Source organism: Salinimonas lutimaris (assembly GCF_005222225.1).
In the GTDB taxonomy this organism is placed as follows: domain Bacteria; phylum Pseudomonadota; class Gammaproteobacteria; order Enterobacterales; family Alteromonadaceae; genus Alteromonas; species Alteromonas lutimaris.
The window spans coordinates 883,040-903,789 of sequence record NZ_CP036536.1; the positions used below are offsets into that span (position 1 = coordinate 883,040).

General features: G+C 50.5%; 19 protein-coding genes and 1 riboswitch. Of the genes, 9 read left to right on the plus strand and 10 right to left on the minus strand.

Features of this window, described 5'->3' with window-relative positions; all coding sequences use genetic code 11:
* Positions 1–207: 207 nt before the first annotated feature.
* Entirely contained in the window at positions 208–375 is a 168-nt protein-coding gene (locus EZV72_RS18395; RefSeq protein WP_175405035.1) for a hypothetical protein, read from the plus strand.
* 23 nt (positions 376–398) lie between these two features.
* Here EZV72_RS18395 and EZV72_RS03775 read toward each other — a convergent pair whose 3' ends face one another.
* Positions 399–1,133 (minus strand): SDR family oxidoreductase, encoded by a 735-nt coding sequence (locus tag EZV72_RS03775; RefSeq protein ID WP_137165979.1) that lies wholly within the window; start codon positions 1,131–1,133, stop codon positions 399–401.
* A gap of 231 nt (positions 1,134–1,364) precedes the next feature.
* Here EZV72_RS03775 and dld point away from each other — a divergent pair, with 231 nt between their 5' ends.
* The 4 genes from dld (at position 1,365) to EZV72_RS03795 (ending at position 5,584) form a co-directional block, all read left to right on the plus strand.
* Positions 1,365–3,098, plus strand: a complete 1,734-nt coding sequence (gene dld, locus EZV72_RS03780; RefSeq protein ID WP_137165980.1) for a D-lactate dehydrogenase — start codon at positions 1,365–1,367, stop codon at positions 3,096–3,098.
* A 247-nt stretch (positions 3,099–3,345) separates the two neighbouring features.
* On the plus strand, positions 3,346–4,569 hold the full coding sequence (locus EZV72_RS03785) for a PEP-CTERM sorting domain-containing protein (RefSeq protein WP_137165981.1): 1,224 nt from the start codon (positions 3,346–3,348) through the stop codon (positions 4,567–4,569).
* Positions 4,570–4,616: 47 nt separating this feature from the next.
* A complete protein-coding gene (locus EZV72_RS03790) occupies positions 4,617–5,099 on the plus strand; it encodes an invasion associated locus B family protein (protein ID WP_137165982.1) in 483 nt (160 codons plus the stop codon).
* Between the two features lie 128 nt (positions 5,100–5,227).
* Positions 5,228–5,584: a hypothetical protein gene (locus EZV72_RS03795; RefSeq protein ID WP_137165983.1), complete on the plus strand. Its 357-nt coding sequence runs from the start codon at positions 5,228–5,230 to the stop codon at positions 5,582–5,584.
* An 80-nt stretch (positions 5,585–5,664) separates the two neighbouring features.
* Here the strand turns inward: EZV72_RS03795 and EZV72_RS03800 are convergent, their stop codons facing one another.
* The 4 genes from EZV72_RS03800 to EZV72_RS03815 form a co-directional block, all read right to left on the minus strand.
* Positions 5,665–7,515, minus strand: coding sequence for a TonB-dependent receptor plug domain-containing protein (locus tag EZV72_RS03800; protein WP_137165984.1), 1,851 nt, complete (start codon positions 7,513–7,515; stop codon positions 5,665–5,667).
* Positions 7,516–7,694: 179 nt separating this feature from the next.
* Positions 7,695–7,861, minus strand: a riboswitch (cobalamin riboswitch).
* A gap of 211 nt (positions 7,862–8,072) precedes the next feature.
* Positions 8,073–8,654, minus strand: coding sequence for a histidine phosphatase family protein (locus EZV72_RS03805; protein ID WP_232364549.1), 582 nt, complete (start codon positions 8,652–8,654; stop codon positions 8,073–8,075).
* Positions 8,655–8,656: 2 nt separating this feature from the next.
* The gene (gene cobO, locus EZV72_RS03810) at positions 8,657–9,256 is read right to left on the minus strand and encodes a cob(I)yrinic acid a,c-diamide adenosyltransferase (RefSeq protein WP_137165986.1); all 600 of its coding nucleotides are present in this window, start codon (positions 9,254–9,256) and stop codon (positions 8,657–8,659) included.
* The gene (locus tag EZV72_RS03815) at positions 9,249–10,772 is read right to left on the minus strand and encodes a cobyric acid synthase (RefSeq protein ID WP_137165987.1); all 1,524 of its coding nucleotides are present in this window, start codon (positions 10,770–10,772) and stop codon (positions 9,249–9,251) included. The genes cobO and EZV72_RS03815 overlap by 8 nt, the downstream gene beginning before the upstream one ends.
* Positions 10,773–11,119: 347 nt before the next feature.
* Between EZV72_RS03815 and EZV72_RS03820 the strand changes: the two genes are divergently transcribed.
* The 4 genes from EZV72_RS03820 to EZV72_RS03835 all read left to right on the plus strand — a co-directional run bounded on the left by EZV72_RS03820 (position 11,120) and on the right by EZV72_RS03835 (position 15,201).
* On the plus strand, positions 11,120–11,911 hold the full coding sequence (locus EZV72_RS03820) for an ABC transporter ATP-binding protein (protein ID WP_137165988.1): 792 nt from the start codon (positions 11,120–11,122) through the stop codon (positions 11,909–11,911).
* A complete protein-coding gene (locus tag EZV72_RS03825; RefSeq protein WP_137165989.1) occupies positions 11,911–13,107 on the plus strand; it encodes an ABC transporter permease in 1,197 nt (398 codons plus the stop codon). Before EZV72_RS03820 ends, EZV72_RS03825 begins: the two co-directional genes overlap by 1 nt.
* A 230-nt stretch (positions 13,108–13,337) precedes the next feature.
* A complete protein-coding gene (locus EZV72_RS03830) occupies positions 13,338–14,267 on the plus strand; it encodes an esterase/lipase family protein (protein WP_137165990.1) in 930 nt (309 codons plus the stop codon).
* A 115-nt stretch (positions 14,268–14,382) separates the two neighbouring features.
* On the plus strand, positions 14,383–15,201 hold the full coding sequence (locus EZV72_RS03835; RefSeq protein ID WP_175405036.1) for a lipase secretion chaperone: 819 nt from the start codon (positions 14,383–14,385) through the stop codon (positions 15,199–15,201).
* Here EZV72_RS03835 and EZV72_RS03840 read toward each other — a convergent pair whose 3' ends face one another.
* From EZV72_RS03840 to EZV72_RS03860, 5 genes are all read right to left on the minus strand, one after another.
* Positions 15,202–15,777 (minus strand): ankyrin repeat domain-containing protein, encoded by a 576-nt coding sequence (locus tag EZV72_RS03840; RefSeq protein ID WP_137165992.1) that lies wholly within the window; start codon positions 15,775–15,777, stop codon positions 15,202–15,204. It lies immediately after the preceding gene.
* A gap of 67 nt (positions 15,778–15,844) precedes the next feature.
* Complete coding sequence (locus tag EZV72_RS03845; protein ID WP_137165993.1) at positions 15,845–17,449, minus strand: catalase; 1,605 nt, start codon at positions 17,447–17,449, stop codon at positions 15,845–15,847.
* 395 nt (positions 17,450–17,844) lie between these two features.
* On the minus strand, positions 17,845–18,786 hold the full coding sequence (locus EZV72_RS03850) for a tetratricopeptide repeat protein (protein ID WP_175405037.1): 942 nt from the start codon (positions 18,784–18,786) through the stop codon (positions 17,845–17,847).
* Between the two features lie 15 nt (positions 18,787–18,801).
* On the minus strand, positions 18,802–19,779 hold the full coding sequence (locus EZV72_RS03855) for a type II secretion system F family protein (RefSeq protein ID WP_137165995.1): 978 nt from the start codon (positions 19,777–19,779) through the stop codon (positions 18,802–18,804).
* A 1-nt stretch (position 19,780) separates the two neighbouring features.
* Complete coding sequence (locus tag EZV72_RS03860) at positions 19,781–20,749, minus strand: type II secretion system F family protein (RefSeq protein ID WP_232364499.1); 969 nt, start codon at positions 20,747–20,749, stop codon at positions 19,781–19,783.
* Position 20,750 lies beyond the last annotated feature (1 nt).

Here is a 20,750-nt window from a genome sequence, read left to right on the forward strand (position 1 = left end):
CTATTGCTATCCGGGTGTGTTTCCGGTCCGCCTGAGCCGCCTGTACATACTGATGTGTTTGCGACTCAGATAAAGGATAACGATGCCAAGATTTTTGGTTTCAGTATGCTGACCGGGCCTGCGCGTGACCAGGTTTCAGGGACCGGGCAAGGTCCGTCCCCTCAAGGAAAAAGGTCACCCGGCAGGGCGGACAACCATGCACAGAAGATGACACAGCTGCGAAGTCGTGTAGAACAAAAGCTGGCAGATACCGGCTATTGCCGACAGGGTTACATTGAAATTGACACTTACGAAACCAACAAACGAATTCATTTGATGGGTGAGTGTAATGAATCTGCCACTACAGCGGACAGAAAACAGTTTCCCAATAAGTAGCAGTTTGCTGGTAGCAAAGCCCGCTACACAATACCTCCGTTAGCCCGGATAACCTGGCCGTTAACCCATCTTCCATCCGGGCTGCATAAAAAGGCGACCACAGCGGCGATTTCGTCAGGCTGACCAAGCCGTTCCAATGGTGGCATTTTGCGTAATTTTTCCACCAGTTCCTCTGACTTGCCTTGCATGAACAGATCAGTCTCAGTGGGGCCGGGAGCCACAGTGTTTACAGTAATGTCACGCCCCCTGAGTTCTTTAGCCATAATGGCTGAAAACGTTTCAACACCCGCCTTGGTGGCAGCATAAACTGCGTAATTTTCCAGTTTAAGGCCCACTACAGATGTCGACAGGTTTACAATATGGCCGCCATCGCGTAGACGATTGACGCCCTGTTGTGAACAAAACATCACGCCTTTCAAATTGATATCAACATGTTGATGGATAGTGTCCTCGCTGACCTCGGCTATTGAAGACAGACCCAGCACACCGGCATTGTTTACCAGCACATCAATGGCACCAAAATGCTGCTCAGCCTGGTCAAATAGCTGGCTGACATCCGCCGAAGAAGATACATCGGCTTGCACCGCTTGTGCTTGTCCTCCGGTTGAGCGGATTTGAGTAACAACCTGCTCGGCTTCCTTTGCACTGCGGGCATAGTTCACGATCACGTTATAGCCGTTCTGGCTGAGCCGGATGGCAATGGCTGCACCTATGCCTCGTGACGCGCCTGTTACGATGGCTGTCTTGTTATCATTCATGTTAGATACTCCAGTTTATCGTTACCGGTATGGACATTTACGTTATTTAAAGTGCACAGATCGACAGACTCGCTCAATGGCGTAAATAACCGGTTCGGTGTTGTAACCGGCTGGAATTAAATATATGTAAATTGTTGTAATTATGCGTTCGCCAGCCCATCCGTTTCAGCCGGATTTAGTGTATAGTCGAAAGCCAGAAGCCGTATTTGTAAAACCCACACAGAGAGCGTTATGACAGGACAGGTCGACACCCAATCTTTGATTTCATCTTTGCAAAATGTGGTCGGGGATAATTTTCTTCTGACCGACAAAGAAAAGAAGCAACCTTATTGTAAGGGCTTCCGGTTTGGTGCTGGTGAAGCACTGGCAGTGGTGCGTCCTGGCACGTTGGTGCAAATCTGGCAGATACTCAAATTGTGTGTACAGGCCGACGTTGCTGTCATTATGCAGGCAGCTAATACCGGTCTGACCGGCGGTTCAACCCCGGATGGCAAGGACTATGACAGACCTCTGGTGATAATCAGCACCATGCGTATAGATCAGATTCAGCTGGTGGATCAGGGCCGCCAGATTATTGGACTGGCTGGCAGCACCTTGTTTGGTCTGGAAGAAACACTGGCACCGTATGGCCGTGAACCTCACTCAGTGATTGGGTCATCGTGTATTGGTGCCTCCATTGTGGGCGGTATCTGTAATAACTCGGGTGGGGCACTGGTCAAACGTGGACCAGCCTACACTGAGCTGTCGTTGTTTGCTCAAATTAACGAGCAGGGCGAGCTCTCGCTGGTCAACAATTTGGGTATCGAGCTGGGCGACACACCCGAAGATATCTTGTCGAATCTGGAAAAACAAAAATGGCAGGACAGTGATGTTTCTTTCCCACAGGCTCGCGCGTCAGATAACGAATATGATGAGCGGGTCAGGGAAGTGGATGCCGATACCCCATCGCGGTTTAATAACGATGGTCGCCGTTTGCATGAGGCTTCAGGCTGTGCGGGAAAGCTGGCGGTGTTTGCGGTGCGTCTGGACACCTTTCCAATCCCGGAGAAAAAACAGGTATTTTATGTAGGCTCTAACGACGCGGCAGTGTTTACCAAAGTGCGTCGCGACATCTTGTCCGGCTTTACCAATTTGCCCGATTCTGGCGAGTATCTGCACCGGGATTGTTACGACGTATCGAAAAAATATGGCAAAGATATGTTTATCGTGATCAGTAAGTTGGGGGCAAAATTTATCCCTAAGCTGTTTGCGTTTAAGCGTAAATTTGATGCATTTACTGACAAACTGGGCTTTTTACCTAATAAAATGTCTGACCGGGTAATGCAATACTTCAGTTACCTGTTTCCGAATCATCTGCCGGCCCGCATGGAAGCTTATCGTGATAAGTATCAGCATCACTGGATTCTGGAGATGAGCAATGACGGGGTGGATGAAGCCCGGGCTTATCTGGATGAATTTTTTAAGACCAACGACGGTGACTATTTTGAGTGTACGCCCGAAGAAGCCGATAAAGCGATATTGCATCGGTTTGTGGCCGGCGGCGCAATAGGCCGCTACCACACGATGAACAGCAAGCAGGTGGGCGCCATGATGACCATTGATGTGGCGCTGCGACGTAACGATCCTGACTGGTTCGAGGAGTTACCGCCAGAGATCGACGAGCAAATTGATACCAAACTGTATTACGGCCATTTGTTCTGCCACGTTATGCATCAGAACTATGTGTTGAAAAAAGGCGCGGATGCCAAACAGCTGAAAGGTAAAATTCTGCAAACCTTTGATGCCCGTCAGGCTGAATATCCGGCCGAGCATAACGTTGGACATGAGTATTTTGCTAAAGCGCCGCTTAAACAGTTTTATCGCCAGTTGGATCCCACTAACAGCTTTAACCCGGGTATTGGTAAAACCACCAAGCTGAAAAACTGGCAGGAGTCCGGTTGCGGCTGTGGCGCTGAGCACGGCTAATCACACTGTGATGAGGTAGCAGGGCCACCCGCTGCCTCGATTCATGCTTCAGCACCACGCAAGCACCGTACTAATCCCTACTTTTATTGTCAGTTTTCTTTACATAAATTTATCTTTATAAATACAAAGTCTTTTAACTGTTTGTTATTTATGGCTATTTTTTGTGGCCTGACTTGTGCTTGTTCAATTCGTCGCCGATGTGGTGTGTTCGGCGGGGCCTTTAATTGAATACACAAGGAAAATAACAATGGATAAACTTCAGTTTAAGAAGGGCATGTTGTGCAGTGCGTTGCCTGTGGTCGTTTTTGTAGCATCGACCCAGTTGGCATCTGCTGCGCCCATCACACTTATTAATCAGGATTTTGAAACCGGAGATTTAACCGGCTGGAATACCATCGGAGAGGTAACCGCGGCCGGACTGACCAATGTCATCACCAGCAACGACACCAACTATGAGATCACGCCAAATGGCACCACTATGGCGTTTCTGGACTCATTTGGCGCCACGGTAGAGCAGATAGAGTCTTTTCTGGGACTTAATTCCGGCGCGTTATATAATGCGCAGCTCGGGCCTACCGTTAACACCGGTGAAAATATGCAGCTGACCAACGGCTCAGCCATCTCGCAAAGCTTTATGGCCAATGCCGGTGATACCATTGATATGTCGTGGAATTACGCCGCCCGGGATTATGTGCCTTATACCGACCCTTCTTTTGCTATATTAACCGCCCCCGATGGCACGACCTTTATTGATGTACTGGCCAGTACCACAGGCCCGGGGCTGGAAACCGGCTCAGATGGGATCTCCGGCGTGTTTTCTTTTGCTCAGCAGCTCGATCAGACCGGTGAATATACCCTGGCCTTCGCGGTGACCAATTCCGGAGATACAGCGCTTAATGCCACGCTGTTTATCGATAATGCCGCCGGCTCGTGCAATCCGTCATGTAACCCGCCGGGCTCACCGGAAAATCCATTGTTACCGGATGAAGATGATACGCCTGAATCGTTTGATTTCTCATTTACGGTAACAGAACCTAGTCAGCCGGTATTTATTGACCCGATTGTGGCTGTGGGTTACGACTATGTAGTAAACAGCGGACCGAATGTTGCCAGTGTTATTTTACCTGATATTGGCGATGGTATTTTTGAGGTGTTTGGCTGGGATGGCACTGACTATACCGTGTTTTTAGGTGAGGCATTTGCCAATATTGCGTTTGATTTTGGACTGGACGGTGTTTCACAGTTTCAGGTGTTAGGTATTGAAACATCAGAGCTGCTGGACCCTACCGATCCTACCGCGTTTGTGACCGGCTTAACCTTTACCGCGGCTGGTGATGTGGATATCAGCCAGATTCCGGTGACCGAGGATGTGGATTTTACCTCTGTTCCTGCACCGGCCTCATTGTCATTAATGGGGCTGGGACTGATAGGACTGATGTGCAGTCGTCGCCGGTTTAAAGGCACCTGCTAAGCGCCCTGACAACGGGCAGACGGGCAAACAGAAAAACAGGATAAATTATGCAGAAAGTATTCGTATTATGTAGTGTGTTACTGTGCTTGTCGGCGGCAGCACAAGCTGCCGAAGATAACGTATATGGCGCATGGAAAGCGCACTGTGAAACAGCCCGGGGCGATAAACCTGCCCGTTGTCAGATTCAGCAAATGGTAAAAAGTAAAAAAGCGCAGGACAAAACCCTCATGGGGGTCATTGTGGCTAATCAGGCTGAGCATCCGATGCCGCATATTCTGATGCGCTTCACCGCGGCGGCTGATCAGACCAAAGGGGCGGCAGTAAAAGTGGACAAACATGACTTTATGCGGGTACCGATTGCCGATTGCGACAAGCAGGTTTGTGAAGTGCGCTCGTTTATTCCTGACAGTCTGTTGAATCAGATGGAGCGCGGCAAGGTGATGTGGTTTGCCTACTACATTGGCGATCAGCAAATTACTTACAGCGTATCGCTAAATGGCTTTGATCAGGCGTTTGCCACATTATTATAAATAGCATAGCTGCACAACATCGTAGCAGGGCCTGGGAAATCTATCGATAACAACCAGGCGCATGTTGTATTTTTGTACTAGCTTTGAAAGGTCAGGTTAAATTGGGTTTTACGCTGAGGACAATAACCATGAGCGATTGTAAAGAGCACCTAAACCATCCACACCAGCACGGCCCTGGTTGTGGCCATACCGCTATCCAACACGGCGATCATGTCGACTATTTGCACGACGGGCACATGCATCATATGCACGGTGACCACGTTGATGAACACACGCTTGATGTAGACAGCAAAAACCCGGATACCTGCACTGGCGGTCATCAGTGCTCAGGCCACGAAGACGGCCATATACATGGCCCGGGCTGCGGTCATGAAGCGGTGCCTCACGGCGATCACACCGATTATATCGTTGATGGGCATCTGCATCATCAACACAACGGTCATTGTGATAACCACGGTCCGGTGGAAATACTCTCCCGGGCATAAATGTGCAGGCCAGTGCCGGCCTCTCTCCCTACAAAAAAAGGTGGCCGGACAGCCACCTTTTTACGCATCATCAGTGTGTATCAGAACTGATACTTTGCTCCGGCATATAGCGCTGCGCCGCTGGTGCGGTAGGCGCTAATATCCTGATAATCTTCATCCAGTGCATTTTCCAGCCGGGCAAATACCGAGAAAGCCGGGCTCAGGGCATACCGGGCGCTGATATCAAGCAGAGCATAGTCTTTTAGCTTCATACTGTTATCCACCGAGTCAGCTACCATGCGCAGCGAAGCGGCCACGCTCAGGGCATCGCGGGTGTAGGTGACCGCCACAGTACCCAGCTGACGCGGACGACGACTGCGCTGGGCGCCGCTGGTGTCTTCGGTTTCATTGTAGGTATAGTTGGCATTTAGCTGCCAGTTGTCATTAATCAGCCACTGGCCAATCAGCTCTACACCATCAGAATAGGAAGTGCCGATATCCTGCAGGTAACCCGAGAAAGTGGTCAGGTCAAAGTAGATATTGTCCTCAATCTGCTGGTCAAAATACACCATTTCAATAAATGAGCCTGTCCGGGGCGTCAGGCGCACGCCCACTTCATATCCTTTAGATTTTTCTTCGCTAAGCGTGGTGTCTGACGCTGGTGCGTAGGCAAATGGCCCACGGTTATATTCCACTTCGTACAGGCTGGGAGCGCGAAAGCCGGTTCCGTAGGCGCCGCGAAGTTTCACCTCACCGGCCTGCGTCTGCCACAGATAGGCTGAACTTATACGGTAACTGACATGCTCACCAAAATCTTCATTGTCATCGTAGCGTAGCCCGGCGGTGGTAAACAGATTCTTCACTGGCTCACTTTGCAGCTCGGCGTAGTAGCCTGTCTGGGTCCGGCTCTGGCTTTGTGATGTAATGCTTTCTTCTTCCCAGTCAATACCATAAACCAGCTGATAAGCACTGTTAAAGCGGGTGTTACCGATATACTCAACACGCTCAGTGGTGCCTTTTGTCAGGTAGCCAGACTCACCGGCAGAAAAGTTTTCCCGTTCGATGAGTGTCTTTGTATAAGCCAGCTGATGATGGCCTGAGTCCAGCGCATAGTCGGCGCTCACTCGCAGGTTATTTTGCTCAAATTCATCGCTACAGGTATTGATACTGGCAAAGGTGGTGTTGTCAAAACAGCCGTCAAACTGGTTTTCACCCTGATTGCTGCGGCCAACCAGTCCCAGTGTCAGACGGTCGGTGGCTTTTACCGCAACCCGGCCGTGGAAGGTGGTGTTGTCGTAACCGTCGTCATCCTGTAATTCGGTATCATCCAGGCGGGCGTTAAACCCGTTGGTGGAAAAATCCGAGGCCGACAAATAGGCACTGACAGTGTCGTTGCCTCCGCCAATTTCACCGCTGACATTATGTGTGTCAAAACGGCCGGCTTCGCCGCTGATACTGCCATACACGCCCTGTTCAAGACGCCCGGTCTGAATATTGACCACACCACCGGCATCCGCGCCATACACCAGGCCCTGAGGGCCGCGTAAAATCTCTACCCGAGATACATTGGCTGTTTGCAGCTGGCCAATGTTGGCATTGACCTGGGTACCGGTAGGATCGGAAATATCCACGCCATCCACCCGCACCAGGGTCCGGTAGCCTTCTTCACCGCGAATACGCAGCGACGTCACCGAGCCAACGCCGCCGCTGTTACTCACGCTCACCGCAGGTGCGGTGCGCAGAACTTCAGACAGGTTTGGCATGCCGCGTAGCGCCAGATCCTGCTCATCAAGCACAAAAACCGAAGTAGCAATTTCGCGCAGCGGCGTCACAACCCGGCTGGAAACCGTGATTTTTTCAATCTCTTGCTGAGCGTCAGACGCGGCAACAGAAAGGGTTGATGTGGTGGTAAGACCCAGCGCAATAGCAGCTGACAGCTTACGGATTTGCATGTGTGTTTCCTCAATCAAAAACAAGAATGGATTGCAGGAGAGGGCAGGAAGAGCAAAAGCACCGGGTGGCGATTCTAGGGCAGGTTACTGCCAGACCGCGCACGGTTGTAAGGTCGGAACTTAAGGGTGGTATTCATGTTGTTGTCCACAACTCTGATGAAGCCCTCCGCTTCATTTATTTGGTTACTGTGGTTCAGGCCGGTGTCGGGCTGGATGCGAATGCATCGTACCGTTGCGGGGGCAGCGATGGACTAGAGCAGAATGTTCTGCGTTACCATACTTCCCGTTTATCCTACCCAGCTTTGCATCATGCAAAGCGGCAGGCACCTGAAGCAGTGGCGCAACATTACAAAGTGTTTAATTTAATGTCAATCTGAAGCTGGCTGGTCTGAGCATTTTGCAGTGCAATCCCGACTGTTTGGAAACAATAAGCAGCATGTTCGTTCACCCGGTCTAACAGTGCCGGTACTATTTTGAAAACGCAGGGAGTAAGTCTGATAAGCACCGGCGGCTTGTGGTTGATAAGGCAGGGTAAAAGCCTGCTGTGTCCAGCCAGTTTAGTCCAGCCAGCCGTGCCAGTGCCACCGGTATTGGTCATAACGCAGTGCCAGCCCTTCACCGTTTTGCAGGGCTTTGTGCTGGCCGAAGGTACCGGCCAGACACGCCAGTGCGTCACCATGACTAATGATTAGTATGCGGCGTGCCGTTTCCTGTCTGGCCAGTTGGTTCAGGCCGGTAGTCAGGCGTTCAATTACCATATTGGTGCTTTCGCCGCGTCCCGGCGGGCGGGTGTCCGGCTGAGCGTAACGTACCTGACGAAACTGCTGATAGTCCGCCAGCTGTGCTGCCGGCTTGCCCTGCCAGTCACCAAAGTGGCGCTCCGCCAGTAGCGGATACTCACTGCGCGGGACATTGAGCTGCTGCGCACACAAGGTGGCAGTCTGAATAGCTCTGCCCAGTGACGAGCTGGCCACTTTTTCAATATTCCATTGCCGTGCTTTCTGCCCTAGCGCTATTGCCTGTTGTTCCCCCAGTTCGGTGAGCGGACTGTTAAGCTGGCCCTGCAATGTTTTGCTGTAATTCCACTGGGTCTGGCCATGACGGCACAGATAAACCCACATGTCGCTGGCCGAATGCATACTCACCAGTCTATGCCTTTTTGTGCTTTGATACCGGCATCAAACGCATGTTTTTGCGGGCGTACTTCACTGACGGTATCTGCTATGTCTATCACAGCGCGATGGCAGGCGCGGCCGGTGATCACCACACTTTGATGAACCGGACGGTTAGCCAGTGCCTGTAGCACATCGTCCACATCCAGATATTTGTAGGTCAGCATGTAGGTGATTTCATCCAGCAGTACCAAATCAATCTGTGGGTCAGCCAGCCACTGTCTGGACTGCTCCCAGGCGGCCTGTGCGGCTTTCATATCAGTCTCTTTATCCTGAGTTTCCCAGGTAAAGCCGGTGCCCATTACATGAAACGGCACACCGACCTGTTGCAGTAAATCGCGCTCACCACAGGGCCAGGTGCCTTTTACATACTGCACGACGGCCGCGTTCATCCCATGTCCGACAGCCCGGGCCACCGTACCAAATCCAGACGTGGACTTACCCTTACCATTACCGGTAATCACAATAACAATACCGCGCTCTTCGGTTGCCTGCGCAATACGCTCATCCACTTTTTCCTTGTGTGCCTGCATCCGGGCTTTATGTTTTTGCTTGTCCTGTTCACTCATAAGAATCTCCTGTTGTAACCTGACGTGGTGGGGGACCGGTCAGGGCGTCGATGGCCTGCCAGTCAAGGTGTGCGTTGCACAGGGCGGCCAGTCGCTCGATGTCTGTTTCCTGCTGCAAGGTGTAAGACTCGCTTATTGGTGCATTAAGCCCTGCCCACTGCAAAAAATATTGCAGTGCCTGGGGATGGTCGAACAACCCGTGCAGATAACTGCCAATAATCTGGTCATCCTGACTGATGTAACCTTCATGCTCGCCAGTGCCAAGCCGGCACAAAGCCGATCCGCAGGCGTTATCGGTAAGCTGACTGACACCCACATGAATCTGATAACCGGTTAGCGCAATTTCAGGGCGAGCCAGCAGGGTAGCGGTATCCCGGGTCAGCTTTTTGTGGCCGGTCAGTACGGTGGTCACGGGCAGAAGATTCAGTCCGCGGCTGCCGCCGGGCATATCTTCTACGCCATCCGGATCATCAATGTGCTGACCAAGCATCTGATAACCGCCGCAGATGCCTATGACTTTACCACCGTAGCGCAGATGGCGGGCGATGTCGTTATCCCAGCCGTTTTCACGCAACAAAGCCAGATCGCTGCGCACATTCTTGCTGCCCGGCAAAATGATAAGGTCGGCCGCCGGTAGCGGAGCATGTTGCGGTATATATTGCAGGTTTACCTGCGGATGGGCGCGCAGCGCGTCAAAATCCGTATGATTGCTGATTCGACTGAATACCGGCACCACCACATTAAGCTGAGGCAGTGTGGTATCCGTTGTCTGCTCAGCGGCAATCGCATCCTCGGCGGCCAGTGCCAGATTATGCAGGTATGGCAATACACCGGTGACCGGTTTACCGGTATAATTTTCCAGCCAGTCGAGACCGGGCTGCAGCAAGCTGATATCACCGCGAAACTTATTAATCACCATGCCTTTAATTCGCGCCTGCTCAGAGTCACTGAGCAGTGCCAGGGTGCCGACCAGCTGGGCAAAAACGCCGCCCCGGTCAATATCAGCAATCAGCAATACCGGGCAGTCGACGGCTTCAGCAAACCCCATGTTAGCAATATCCCGGTCTCGTAAATTGACCTCAGCCGGGCTGCCGGCCCCTTCTACCACAACCACATCATACGCTTCAATAAGTCGCTGATGGGAGGCCAGAACGGCCTGCATGGCAATGGTTTTATAGTCATGATAGGGACGCGCCTGCATGTCAGCCACCACCTTACCATGAATAATGACCTGAGCGCCGGTATCGCTGCTGGGTTTAAGCAATACCGGATTCATATCCACATGCGGGGCCACGCCGGCCGCCATAGCCTGCACCGCCTGAGCCCGGCCAATCTCTCCACCATCGGCGGTCACCGCACTGTTAAGTGCCATATTCTGTGGTTTAAAGGGGGCGACTCTAAAGCCGCGCTGTTTGAGGCAGCGACATAACGCAGCAACCAGCATACTTTTGCCGGCATCAGAGGAGGTTCCCTGAACCATGATGGTCACACCGTGACGGCGGGCTGTCTGATGCATGTTGTGTCCTGTATCAAATGATAAAGCCGGGAGGGCTACATGGTGGTTTGTGCGTGACATTTTACTGCGCACAGGCGCGGGTTATTATGATAAATCGTTGTGCGGTGTAGCAAGTAGAAATATGTCATGTCTGTATGCAGGGCGAGCCAGTCGCTTTGTTAAACCCTCTGCAACTGTGTAGGCGAGAGTCTTACCGTGGCGCTTTTTTAATAAAATCATTGTTGTGCTATACAAAATCCGGCTGATACCACGTACAGTAATGTTGTTTATTTTTCCCGCAGGGCGGGACACCCAAAGTACTACTCAAATACAAAAACGGCAAAGCCAGATAAGAACAAGGAGCCAGGATGATCGACATCTCGCATCTTGCTAAGAAGTTTGCGGTGGAATCACCCAAAAAGCTCAGCGAGCAGGAAAAAAAGGACCCGCGCCTACAGGGGCGTTTTTTTCATTCGGTTAAAAATGTCAGTTTTCGATGTGAAAAAGGTCAGGTGGTTGGATTACTGGGGCCTAACGGGGCGGGTAAAACCACTACATTGCGCATCCTGTCTACCGCGCTCAAACCCGATGAAGGCACGGTGAGCATTAATGGTGTGGATATCTTAAAAGATCCGCTGGTGGCGCGTAAAAAAATTGGCTTTCTGTCCAGTTCTACAGGGCTCTATGGGCGTTTGTCCGGGCGGGAAAATATTGCTTATTTTGGTCAGCTGCACGGTATGAGTAAAGGTGCGATCGCCGATAAAATCGAGCAAATGGCGGATTTACTAGAAATGCATAGTTTTCTGGACCGCCGGGCCGAAAACTTCTCATCCGGCATGAAGCAGAAAATATCGATTGCCAGAGCGGTGGTCCATAATCCGGAGCTGGTCATTCTTGATGAGCCCACCACCGGTCTCGATATTATGGCAACCGCCACGGTCATCGCATTTATTGAGCGGCTTAAAGCGGATGGTGTGCCGGTGATCTTTTCCACTCACCATTTAGATGAGGTACAGGCACTGTGTGACCGGGTGGTGGTGATCAATCAGGGTCAAACGGTGTTTAATGATTCGCTGGCGGTGTTCAGTGATTTGTCCGGCGGACACATGCACCAGAGCTTTTTATCAACACTGCAAGCACCGGTTGGAGAGATAGTCTGATGTGGTTGATTTTTAAAAAAGAACTAAGAGAACTGCTGCGCGACCGCAAAACACTCATTTTTATGATTGCATTGCCACTACTGGTGTTTCCGTTGCTTGCCGGGGTGGGAATTTTCTTTGGCTCAAATGCCATGGAAAAAGCCCAGAATGAGGTTCTGAGATTTGCCATTACCGGCAATACTGAATTGACCCAGATTGATGAGAAAATGCTGGCTGAACCGGATAAATTCGAGAGGGTGGAATTATCGCCAGAGGCTGATTACATGGCACTGATTCGCCGTGAGCAGCTGGATTTTGTGCTGGAAATACCCGACAACTATCATCCGGATATTTTAAGCGCCGGGCAGCACACGCTGAATCTTTATTATAATGACGCTGAGCTTAACCTGGTGTATCAGCGGGTTGCCGCTATTGTGGATCCTATCTCCGAGGCCTTTCAGATACAGGCGTTTAACACGCTGCAACTGAACGACAAGCAGCAGGCCGCGCTGATAACACCGCTGGTGATTGAGCGTAAAAATGTCGCGGATGACCGGGAAGTATGGGGCGAACGGCTCGGCGCTATTTTACCCTATTTTCTGTTTATTCTGTGTTTGCAGGGAGCCATGGCGCCGGCTGCTGATATGGGCGCAGGTGAAAAAGAACGTGGCACACTGGAAACCCTGCTAATCACGCCCATGCCGCGACACAAGCTGGTTATGGGTAAGTTTCTGGCCATCTGTCTGTCGGGTATTATCACTGCGCTTCTGACCGTCAGCAGTATGGCAATCTGGTCATTTGTACTGGCGCAGGGTATGGCCATCAAATTTGTTGCTGATCTGGTGGCATCCGTCGGGGTAACCGATTTTATGCTGATGTTTATGATGCTGATTCCGGTCGTAGCCATCTTTTCTTCTTTGCTGCTCTCGCTGTCGATTTATGCGCGTTCATTTAAAGAGTCCCAGAGCTATATGGGCGGGCTGATTATGATTGCCATTTTCCCGATTGTGCTGTCGATGATCCCGGGCACAAAGCTCGAGGGTGTATGGGTCTGGGTGCCACTGACCAATGTGTCGCTGGCCATGAAAGAGCTGATGAAGGGCACCATGGATTACTTCGCGCTGTTAGGGATTTTTGGCTCAACTGTCATCATCGCCGGAGTTCTGCTGGCTTTTTCGGTTCACTGGTTCAATCGGGAAAAAGTCTTGTTCCGCTAATTTGAGCCTGCATCAGCAGACTTTTATCTTAAGACAGCCAGCAACGCGCTTTTGCTGGCTGTGTCTTCACTGATTTCCTCATCATTGCGTGATTGCCCGTTACCTAACAGCACAATTATCTTAATCCGCAGACAAACCAGTCAGTTAGCGAACATGTGTAAATAAGGGTTGATATTAACATTTCTTTTACATAAGAATAAAAAGGTCTGACCACCTTATTAAGGGCCACTATGAAACGACTGCTTCGCGCTGTATTTACCATTATGCTGCTCATATCAGTTTCTGCTACTGCGTCAACCGACGCACAAACCCGATACCCTATTGTGCTGGTGCACGGCTTATTTGGTTTCGAGGATATTCTGTTTGTTGATTACTTTTACAAAGTCCCGCAAAAGCTCAGTCGTCACGGTGCTCAGGTATTTATTGCCGAAGTCTCGCCGGCCAACAGTTCAGAGGTAAGAGGAGAGCAACTGCTGGCCTATATTGACGAGGTCAGGGCACTGACCGGTGCGCAAAAAGTCAATCTGATCGGTCACAGTCATGGTGGTCCCACTGCCCGCTATGCGGCCAGCGTAGCACCTCACAAAGTGGCCTCTGTAACCTCGGTGGGCGGTGTAAACTGGGGCAGCCAGGTGGCGGATGTGTTGCGCCAGAGCCTGACCGAAGGCTCGGTGCTGGAAGGAGGCGCGGCACTGGCTGCTGATGCCATGGCAAATCTGATTGAGCTGTTTTCCGGCTCCGATCCCCGGGATAAACCGACCAGCAGTGTGGCTGCGTTAAATTCCTTATCCACCGATGGGTCAGTGCAGTTTAATCAGCGCTACCCGGAAGGCATGCCCAGTGCCTATTGTCGCAACGACGGTAAAATGCTGGCGGACAATGGGGTGTATTATTTTTCCTGGAGTGGCGGTAAAACCCTGACTAATGCACTGGATGTGTCCGACGGGTTTTTAACCACGACCGGTTTTTTGTTCGATGAGCCTAATGACGGGCTGGTATCCACCTGCAGCTCACATCTGGGCAAGGTACTGAAAGACAATTACCGGATGAATCATTTAGATGAGGTGAACCAGAGCTTTGGGATCACTCACTGGTTTGAAACCAACCCAGTGGATGTGTATGTCAGTCAGGCCGTTCGCCTTAAAGCACTGGGATTGTAAACACCTGATGCGTCAGTTGTTTGTTTTAACAGGGGCCAGCCTGTGTTGTATAGCAGGCTGGTATCTGTATACGTCATCCTCGGCAGCCACGACGCCCGGCCATAAGGCAGATGATATGACAGCCAGATCATCTGCTGCAGTTGAGCATACAGACACCCACGTTAACCTCAAGGTATTGCCAACAGCCGGGCTTCCGGCATTTATTCTGTCGGCAGGCAGTAAGGATGCGTTTGACCGTTTTATTTTTGCTCGCCATGGCGCTTCTGCGCAACAGGCAAAAAATGACTATCAACAGCACAGTCATTCACGGTTTAGCGAGCATACAGCCAGTTATGCCAGTGCCGTGTTTGGGCGCTATGTGGATTATAAAGTGGCGCTGTCACAACAAAACTTAGAAGTGCCGGGCAGCGCGGTATTTCAGGATATCGCCGATACGCTGGACGCGCGGGAAGTTCTGCGCCGCCGTTTTTTTGATGATCACGAATATACCATTTTGTTTGCAGACGAAGCGGCAGAAGACCACAGGGCGCTGTCGCGCCTGCGTATTGCCGGCGATGCAGGATTGACAGCCAGACAGAAAAAGCAGCAGATTTTTGAACAGATCGATGCGCTGGATGAACAGCAGCAAGTCGGCTTTCTCCCTACCTTAAATATGCATAAAGTGGCGCAGATAAAACAGCAGTTTGCTGATGATACATCCCGTTACAATGCACTGGCTGCCCTGATTGGCGATAAACCGGCACAGCGTATGGTGGTCACCTGGCAGAAGCAGGCGCAGTGGCAGGCGCGGGTTGAGCAGTATCGAGATTTCCGCGAGACGCTCCGGCAACAGAGACTGGACACCCACATGCAGAACACCTTGCTTGATGAGTATCAGCGCACCCATTTTTCAACAAATGAACGCAAGCGGCTTCATGTTGTAAGGACGCAGTAACTAATGCTCTGGTTTTGAGGCTGACATCTGTTGCAGCGTTTTAGCCAGTTCATAGTTTCCCTGAGAAAGCGCAATATCTGCCACCGAATTGCCCGCTTTGTCTTTATGCTGAGGGTTAGCACCATTGGCTACCAGTTCACTGACCAGAGCCTGACGGTCAAATAAACTGGCAAACATCAGTGCAGTCTGCCCCTGCTGATTCTGAGTATCAACGGCACAATCAGTAAACATGAGTTGTTTGGCCACAGTCAGATGGCCTTTGAATATTGCGCCCATCAGTGCGCTATTGCCTTTGTTATCTTCCTGGCAAGGATCAGCATGAGCGTGAGTAATCAGATATTCCACGGTGGCTGAATGGCCGTGATAGGCCGATAAAATCAATGCTGTATAACCTTTATCATCGGCTACATCCGGGCTGACACCGGCATCGTAGAAGGCCTCAAGCAGGTCGGTATTACCCTGTCGGGCCGCATCAAAATAGCGGGCTTTGAGCGTTTCAGGTGTAGTATCTGCCGCGCTGGTAAAAGGTAGTGTCAGTAACAGGGTAATCATCAGGGCGGATAAAATATGTTGCATAGTGGTTGTCCTTTTAAAAAGCGGCTCTGCGTGATTAGCACAGAGCCGTGATAAGTGATAGTGGTGCCTAACGCGACATAGCTGACAGGCTTTCTGCTACCTGTTTGGCATGTTTAGCTCGCTCAGCCTGCTTGTTCATCAACTCTTTAGCTTTGGCTTTTACTGCCTTTAGCGGGGCGTTGGCGAGTTTGGCTACACCTGTACCGTATTCTTTATCGGCGTTGTACATATATGCGCTGATAATGACCCGAATTTCCTCTTCTGGTGTTCCGGCTAGTGCGCCACCCATGTTTTCTATCAGATGCTGACGCCCTTCTTTAGACAGGGTGCGATAAAAGTCACCGGCCTGTTTAAAGTTTTGTTCCTTGTAGAAAGGAATTTGTTGCGTCATACCCGCCAGAGGCTTAGAAGAATAGCGATAGGCTGGATCTTCATTTAGGTCAACTCTGCGGCTTGGCTGATAGTTCACATCACGTTTTGATTGCGTGGTACGAAGCTGGCCGTGTTGCTCATGGTTATCAATAGTGGCATTTTTCGGTGAATTCACCGGAATGCGATAGGCGTTTACGCCCAGACGATAACGCTGTGTATCAGCATAAGAGAATAAGCGGCCCTGCAACATACGATCTTCTGATGGCTCAATACCCGGAATCAGATTGCTTGGAGCAAACGCAGCCTGCTCTGTTTCTTCAAAGAAGTTATCGGGAACGCGGTTTAATACCAAACGACCAATTTTACGGGCTGGTACCAGTGATTCTGGCCAGATCTTGGTCGTATCCAAAGGGTTAAACTCAAAATCGTCTAACTGCTCAGGTTCCAGTTCCTGCAGGTACAGATCCCATGATGCAGTTTCCCCTTTTTCACCTATCCGGATATAAATATCCGTAGTGTGTGGCTGGAAATCCTGACCCTGTACTTTCATGGCTTCTTCGGCACTGAAGTTTTTAATTGGCTGATTCGCCTTCCAGGTAAATTTCACATATTTATAATCGCCTTCGTCATCAACAAATTTAAAGGCATGAACACCAGATCCATCCATATTCAGATAGCTGGCCGGTGTACCGTAATCGGAGAACAGCATGGTTAGTGCGTGCGTACCTTCAGGCACATGAGAGAAGAAATCAAACACGCGGCTGGCATTTTGAACATTAGTGACCGGTGAGGGCTTAAATGAGTGAACCATGTCAGGAAACTTAATCGCATCGCGAATAAAGAATACCGGGAAGTTGTTGCCTACCAGATCCCAGTTACCCTGTTCGGTATAAAATTTTACCGCAAAACCGCGCGGATCGCGTAAGGTCTCAGGTGACTGATGACCGTGAATTACCGCAGAGAAACGGACAAATACATCGGTTTTTTTACCGGCTTTCTGAAAGGGCGCAGCCAGTGTGTCATCACTTAAATCTTCATAGTTTTCATAATAGCCGTATACACCGGTCCCCCGGGCATGAACCACACGCTCAGGAATACGTTCACGGTCAAAAGATGCCAGCTTTTCTATCAGGTGTGAATCTTGTAGTAGCACTGGCCCCCATGGGCCGGCGGTTTGTGAATTCTGGTTGTCGCCAACCGGTGCGCCGTTCTGGCGGGTCAATGTATCGGCCTGGGCTCCGACACTTAAGAGACCTGCGGCGACGCAGGACAATAATATTCTAGAAAAAGCGGTTTTCATGCTGAATTTCCTCAGTGTTATTCATTTGTGGTGTATTTATTGTTCCTGCAGGACGCTCACTTGCGCTTCAATTCCCTCATGGGGTAAAGAAAGTGTTGAAAGATAAGAATTAAAAAAAGCTTTCTTGTCCTTTTGCACAGATTTGTCACACCGGCCGGTTAACGCTGATGATTATTAATAACTCTATGTATTTATAAAACTGATAAAATCCTATTGGTCTAATCGTTTTTTGGGATTTCAAACTGGCAGCTTATGTGGCGATGAGTGAAAGACAGGAGTATCGATATAAAACAAAGAAGTGACGTCAGACTAGCGAGACGTCATTTTGACCTGAAATAGACTTCAACAAGACAGCCAGAGCGCGCAATATGCGCGGGTCTGGCCAGTGTGGCGGGTTATGGAAGCCGGCGGGGACTATCTTCATCAATAACCGAGATGTGCTGGCGCACATCATTAAGATTTTCATAGGCGACTTCATAATAACGGGGGGAGGTGGAAATCGCCTGCTCAAAGAAGTACTCGGCTTCTTCGTAGCGCTGTTCGAGCATTAAAAAGTAGCCAAGATCATTGTAGGCCTGAGCCTCGTCCATCACGCGCCGCAGGGTTTGGAATGCTTTGTTATAGCGACCCATCCGGGTGTAAACCAGCCCAAGATTGGTCCAGCTTCGTGTATAAGCCGGCTCAGCATCAATCGCGCGATGAAAGGTATCTACCGATAGTGCATAGTCGCCGGATAAATAGTGCGAGTAGCCCATGTTGGTCAGTACCATTGCAGAATAAGGGGTACGCTCAAGACATAATGCGTATAAGGCTTTGGCGTCGTCGTAGCGGCCAAGCAGGTCGTAGGCAACACCCAGGCCGTTGTAAGCCTGCACCGGCGACTGGGCGTCGAGCTGTTTGTAGGAGCCTGCCTGCATCATGGACGTGGTCAGTCGGGCCTGGTCAAGCTCAGTCACCCGGATAAAGTACGCGGTGGCTTTGTTGACTTCTTTCATCTCAAGCAACAGCATCGCTGCCTCACTGAGCGCTGTACTGTGATTGGGTTGCTGCGCTATAACGCGTTGCAACATATGCAGTGCCAGTTCAGGTTTACCCATTTGTTTATTGAGTTCGGCCACCCGGTAGGTGAGCTGTGTATTATTCGGATCACTTTCCAGTGCCTTAAGATAATAGACCAGCGCTTTATCAAGTTCTCCGGCCTGTTCATAATGTCCGGCCATGGTTTTTATCTGCTCCAGTGGTGCTACTGCCTTGGCCGGGGCGGTGGCCGCAGTATCTGGCGTGCTGCTGCAGGCTGTTAATAGCAGTGTGGAGATAATTACAGTGTGCTTAATCATATTCATCTTCCCGTACTAAAAAGCGGTATCCCAGACTTCCATAACTTTAAGAATGGCAGGTCCGATTGCCACGATAAAAAATGACGGCCAGATACACACCATCATCGGAAAAACCATTTTTACCGCAATTTTTGCGGCCATTTCTTCTGCGGCCTGAAGCCGTTTGTCGCGATATTCATCGGCATAGACACGCACTGTTTCAGCCACGCCAGTACCCAGTTTAATACTTTGTACAATGACTGAGTTCAGTCCGCGAATGTCATCAAGGCCGGTGCGGTGCCCAAACTCGTTTAAAGCCTGAGATAGCGGGATGCCCACTTTTACCTTTTTAACCACCAGGCCCAGCTCATGCGCCAGATAAGGATGTACGGCTTTAAGTTCATTGCTGACACGCTGAAAAGACTCCAGCAGTCCAAGACCTGACTCGCAACACACCACCAGTAAGTCGAGTGCATCTGGAAAGTATTTGCGTAAGTTACGCATTCTGCGGTTTGCCAGGCGGGTTAGAATAATGCCGGGTAAGATGAAGCAGCCGCCGACGGTCAGCAGGATGAGATAGACCGAAATCAGGGTGCTCAAATCAGGAAACAGCCATAGCATGAGATAAGCCAGACCGATGCCGACCATCAACGCCATTAGTCGTATGGCGTAATAGACTTTTAACGCATTTTCAGAGTGGTAGCCTGCGTGAATCAGCAGTTTTCTGTTTTCCTGATCTTTTTGCAGGGCTTTATGAAACAGGGAATTGCCGCCGACTTTGGTCAGTGTACTTTCCAGATAATTCTGATAACCCGGCTCTGTGGTGACCGGCGTGTCGGCGGTTGCCCGCATTTGCTGAATTTGCTTACGGATGGGCGAATAAGTCCCGCTGATAAGATAAAACAGAGCCATTGCCAGCATCAGGCCAGCCATCAGGGCAATGGCCAGCACCGCCAGGGTCACCGCTTTTTCATTACTGGTGAACGAATAGAGTATTCCACGCAAATATTCCATATCAGGCCTCCAGTTCCAGCAGTTTTTTGATCCAGAATGTACCGGCCACCATGCCGATCAATCCCCATTTCAACAGCTCATGACCTGATTCTGTGGTAAACAGTTCACTGACATAGTCAGGCGTTGTAATGTAAAGTAGTGCAAACAGGGCGAAGGGCAACAGGACCAAAATCCAGCCGCTGAGCCGGCCCTCGGCCGATAGCGTTTTTACTTTGCGGCGAAAGCGGAATCGCTGACGGATTAATACCGATAGGTTTTCAATGTTTTCAGCAAGGTTACCACCGGTCTCTTTTTGAATGTTTACCGCGCTGGAAAATGCCATTGCTGAGGTGCTGGGGACCCGGCGTACAAACGACAGCATGGCCGCTTTGATATCTGCACCCAGATTAATTCTCTGGAACAACAGCTTAAGCTCATTGCTGAGATCTCCCTGGAGCTCCTCAAAGACCAGCTTAAGTGCTTCATTAAATGCATAGCCTGCCTGCAGGCCACGCTTCAGTACATCCAGCGCTTCGGGGAACTGCTCTTCTATGCGCTCCATGCGCTGGTTAATATCCCGTTGTAACTTCATGAAAAAACCACCAATTGTGGCGGCAAAACACAGACTGGCAACCAGCAGATCGCGGGTCAGCAGCCAAAGCAGTACAGCCAAAAATAAACTGACCAGCGTAGCGATGGTAATATACTCGTGCCCCAGCATCCGTGAACCACTCAGCTCCAGGCGAAACGTCGTGTCTTTAACAAAAGGCAGCGACTCGAGAGCTTTTCTGGCTGCTGACAAAGACTCCAGTCGGGTGTTGATAAGCAGGTGTCCGGGAAAGTAACGATCTTGTGCAATCAGCGTGTCCAGCTGTTTTTTGAGCTCCCTGCTGTCGGCCCGCTGCGGACTGTTAATAGATACAAATAGCATTTGTGACAACATGACCACAGCCAGAAATACCAGCCCCAGAAATACAAGTTGCATGCTCATT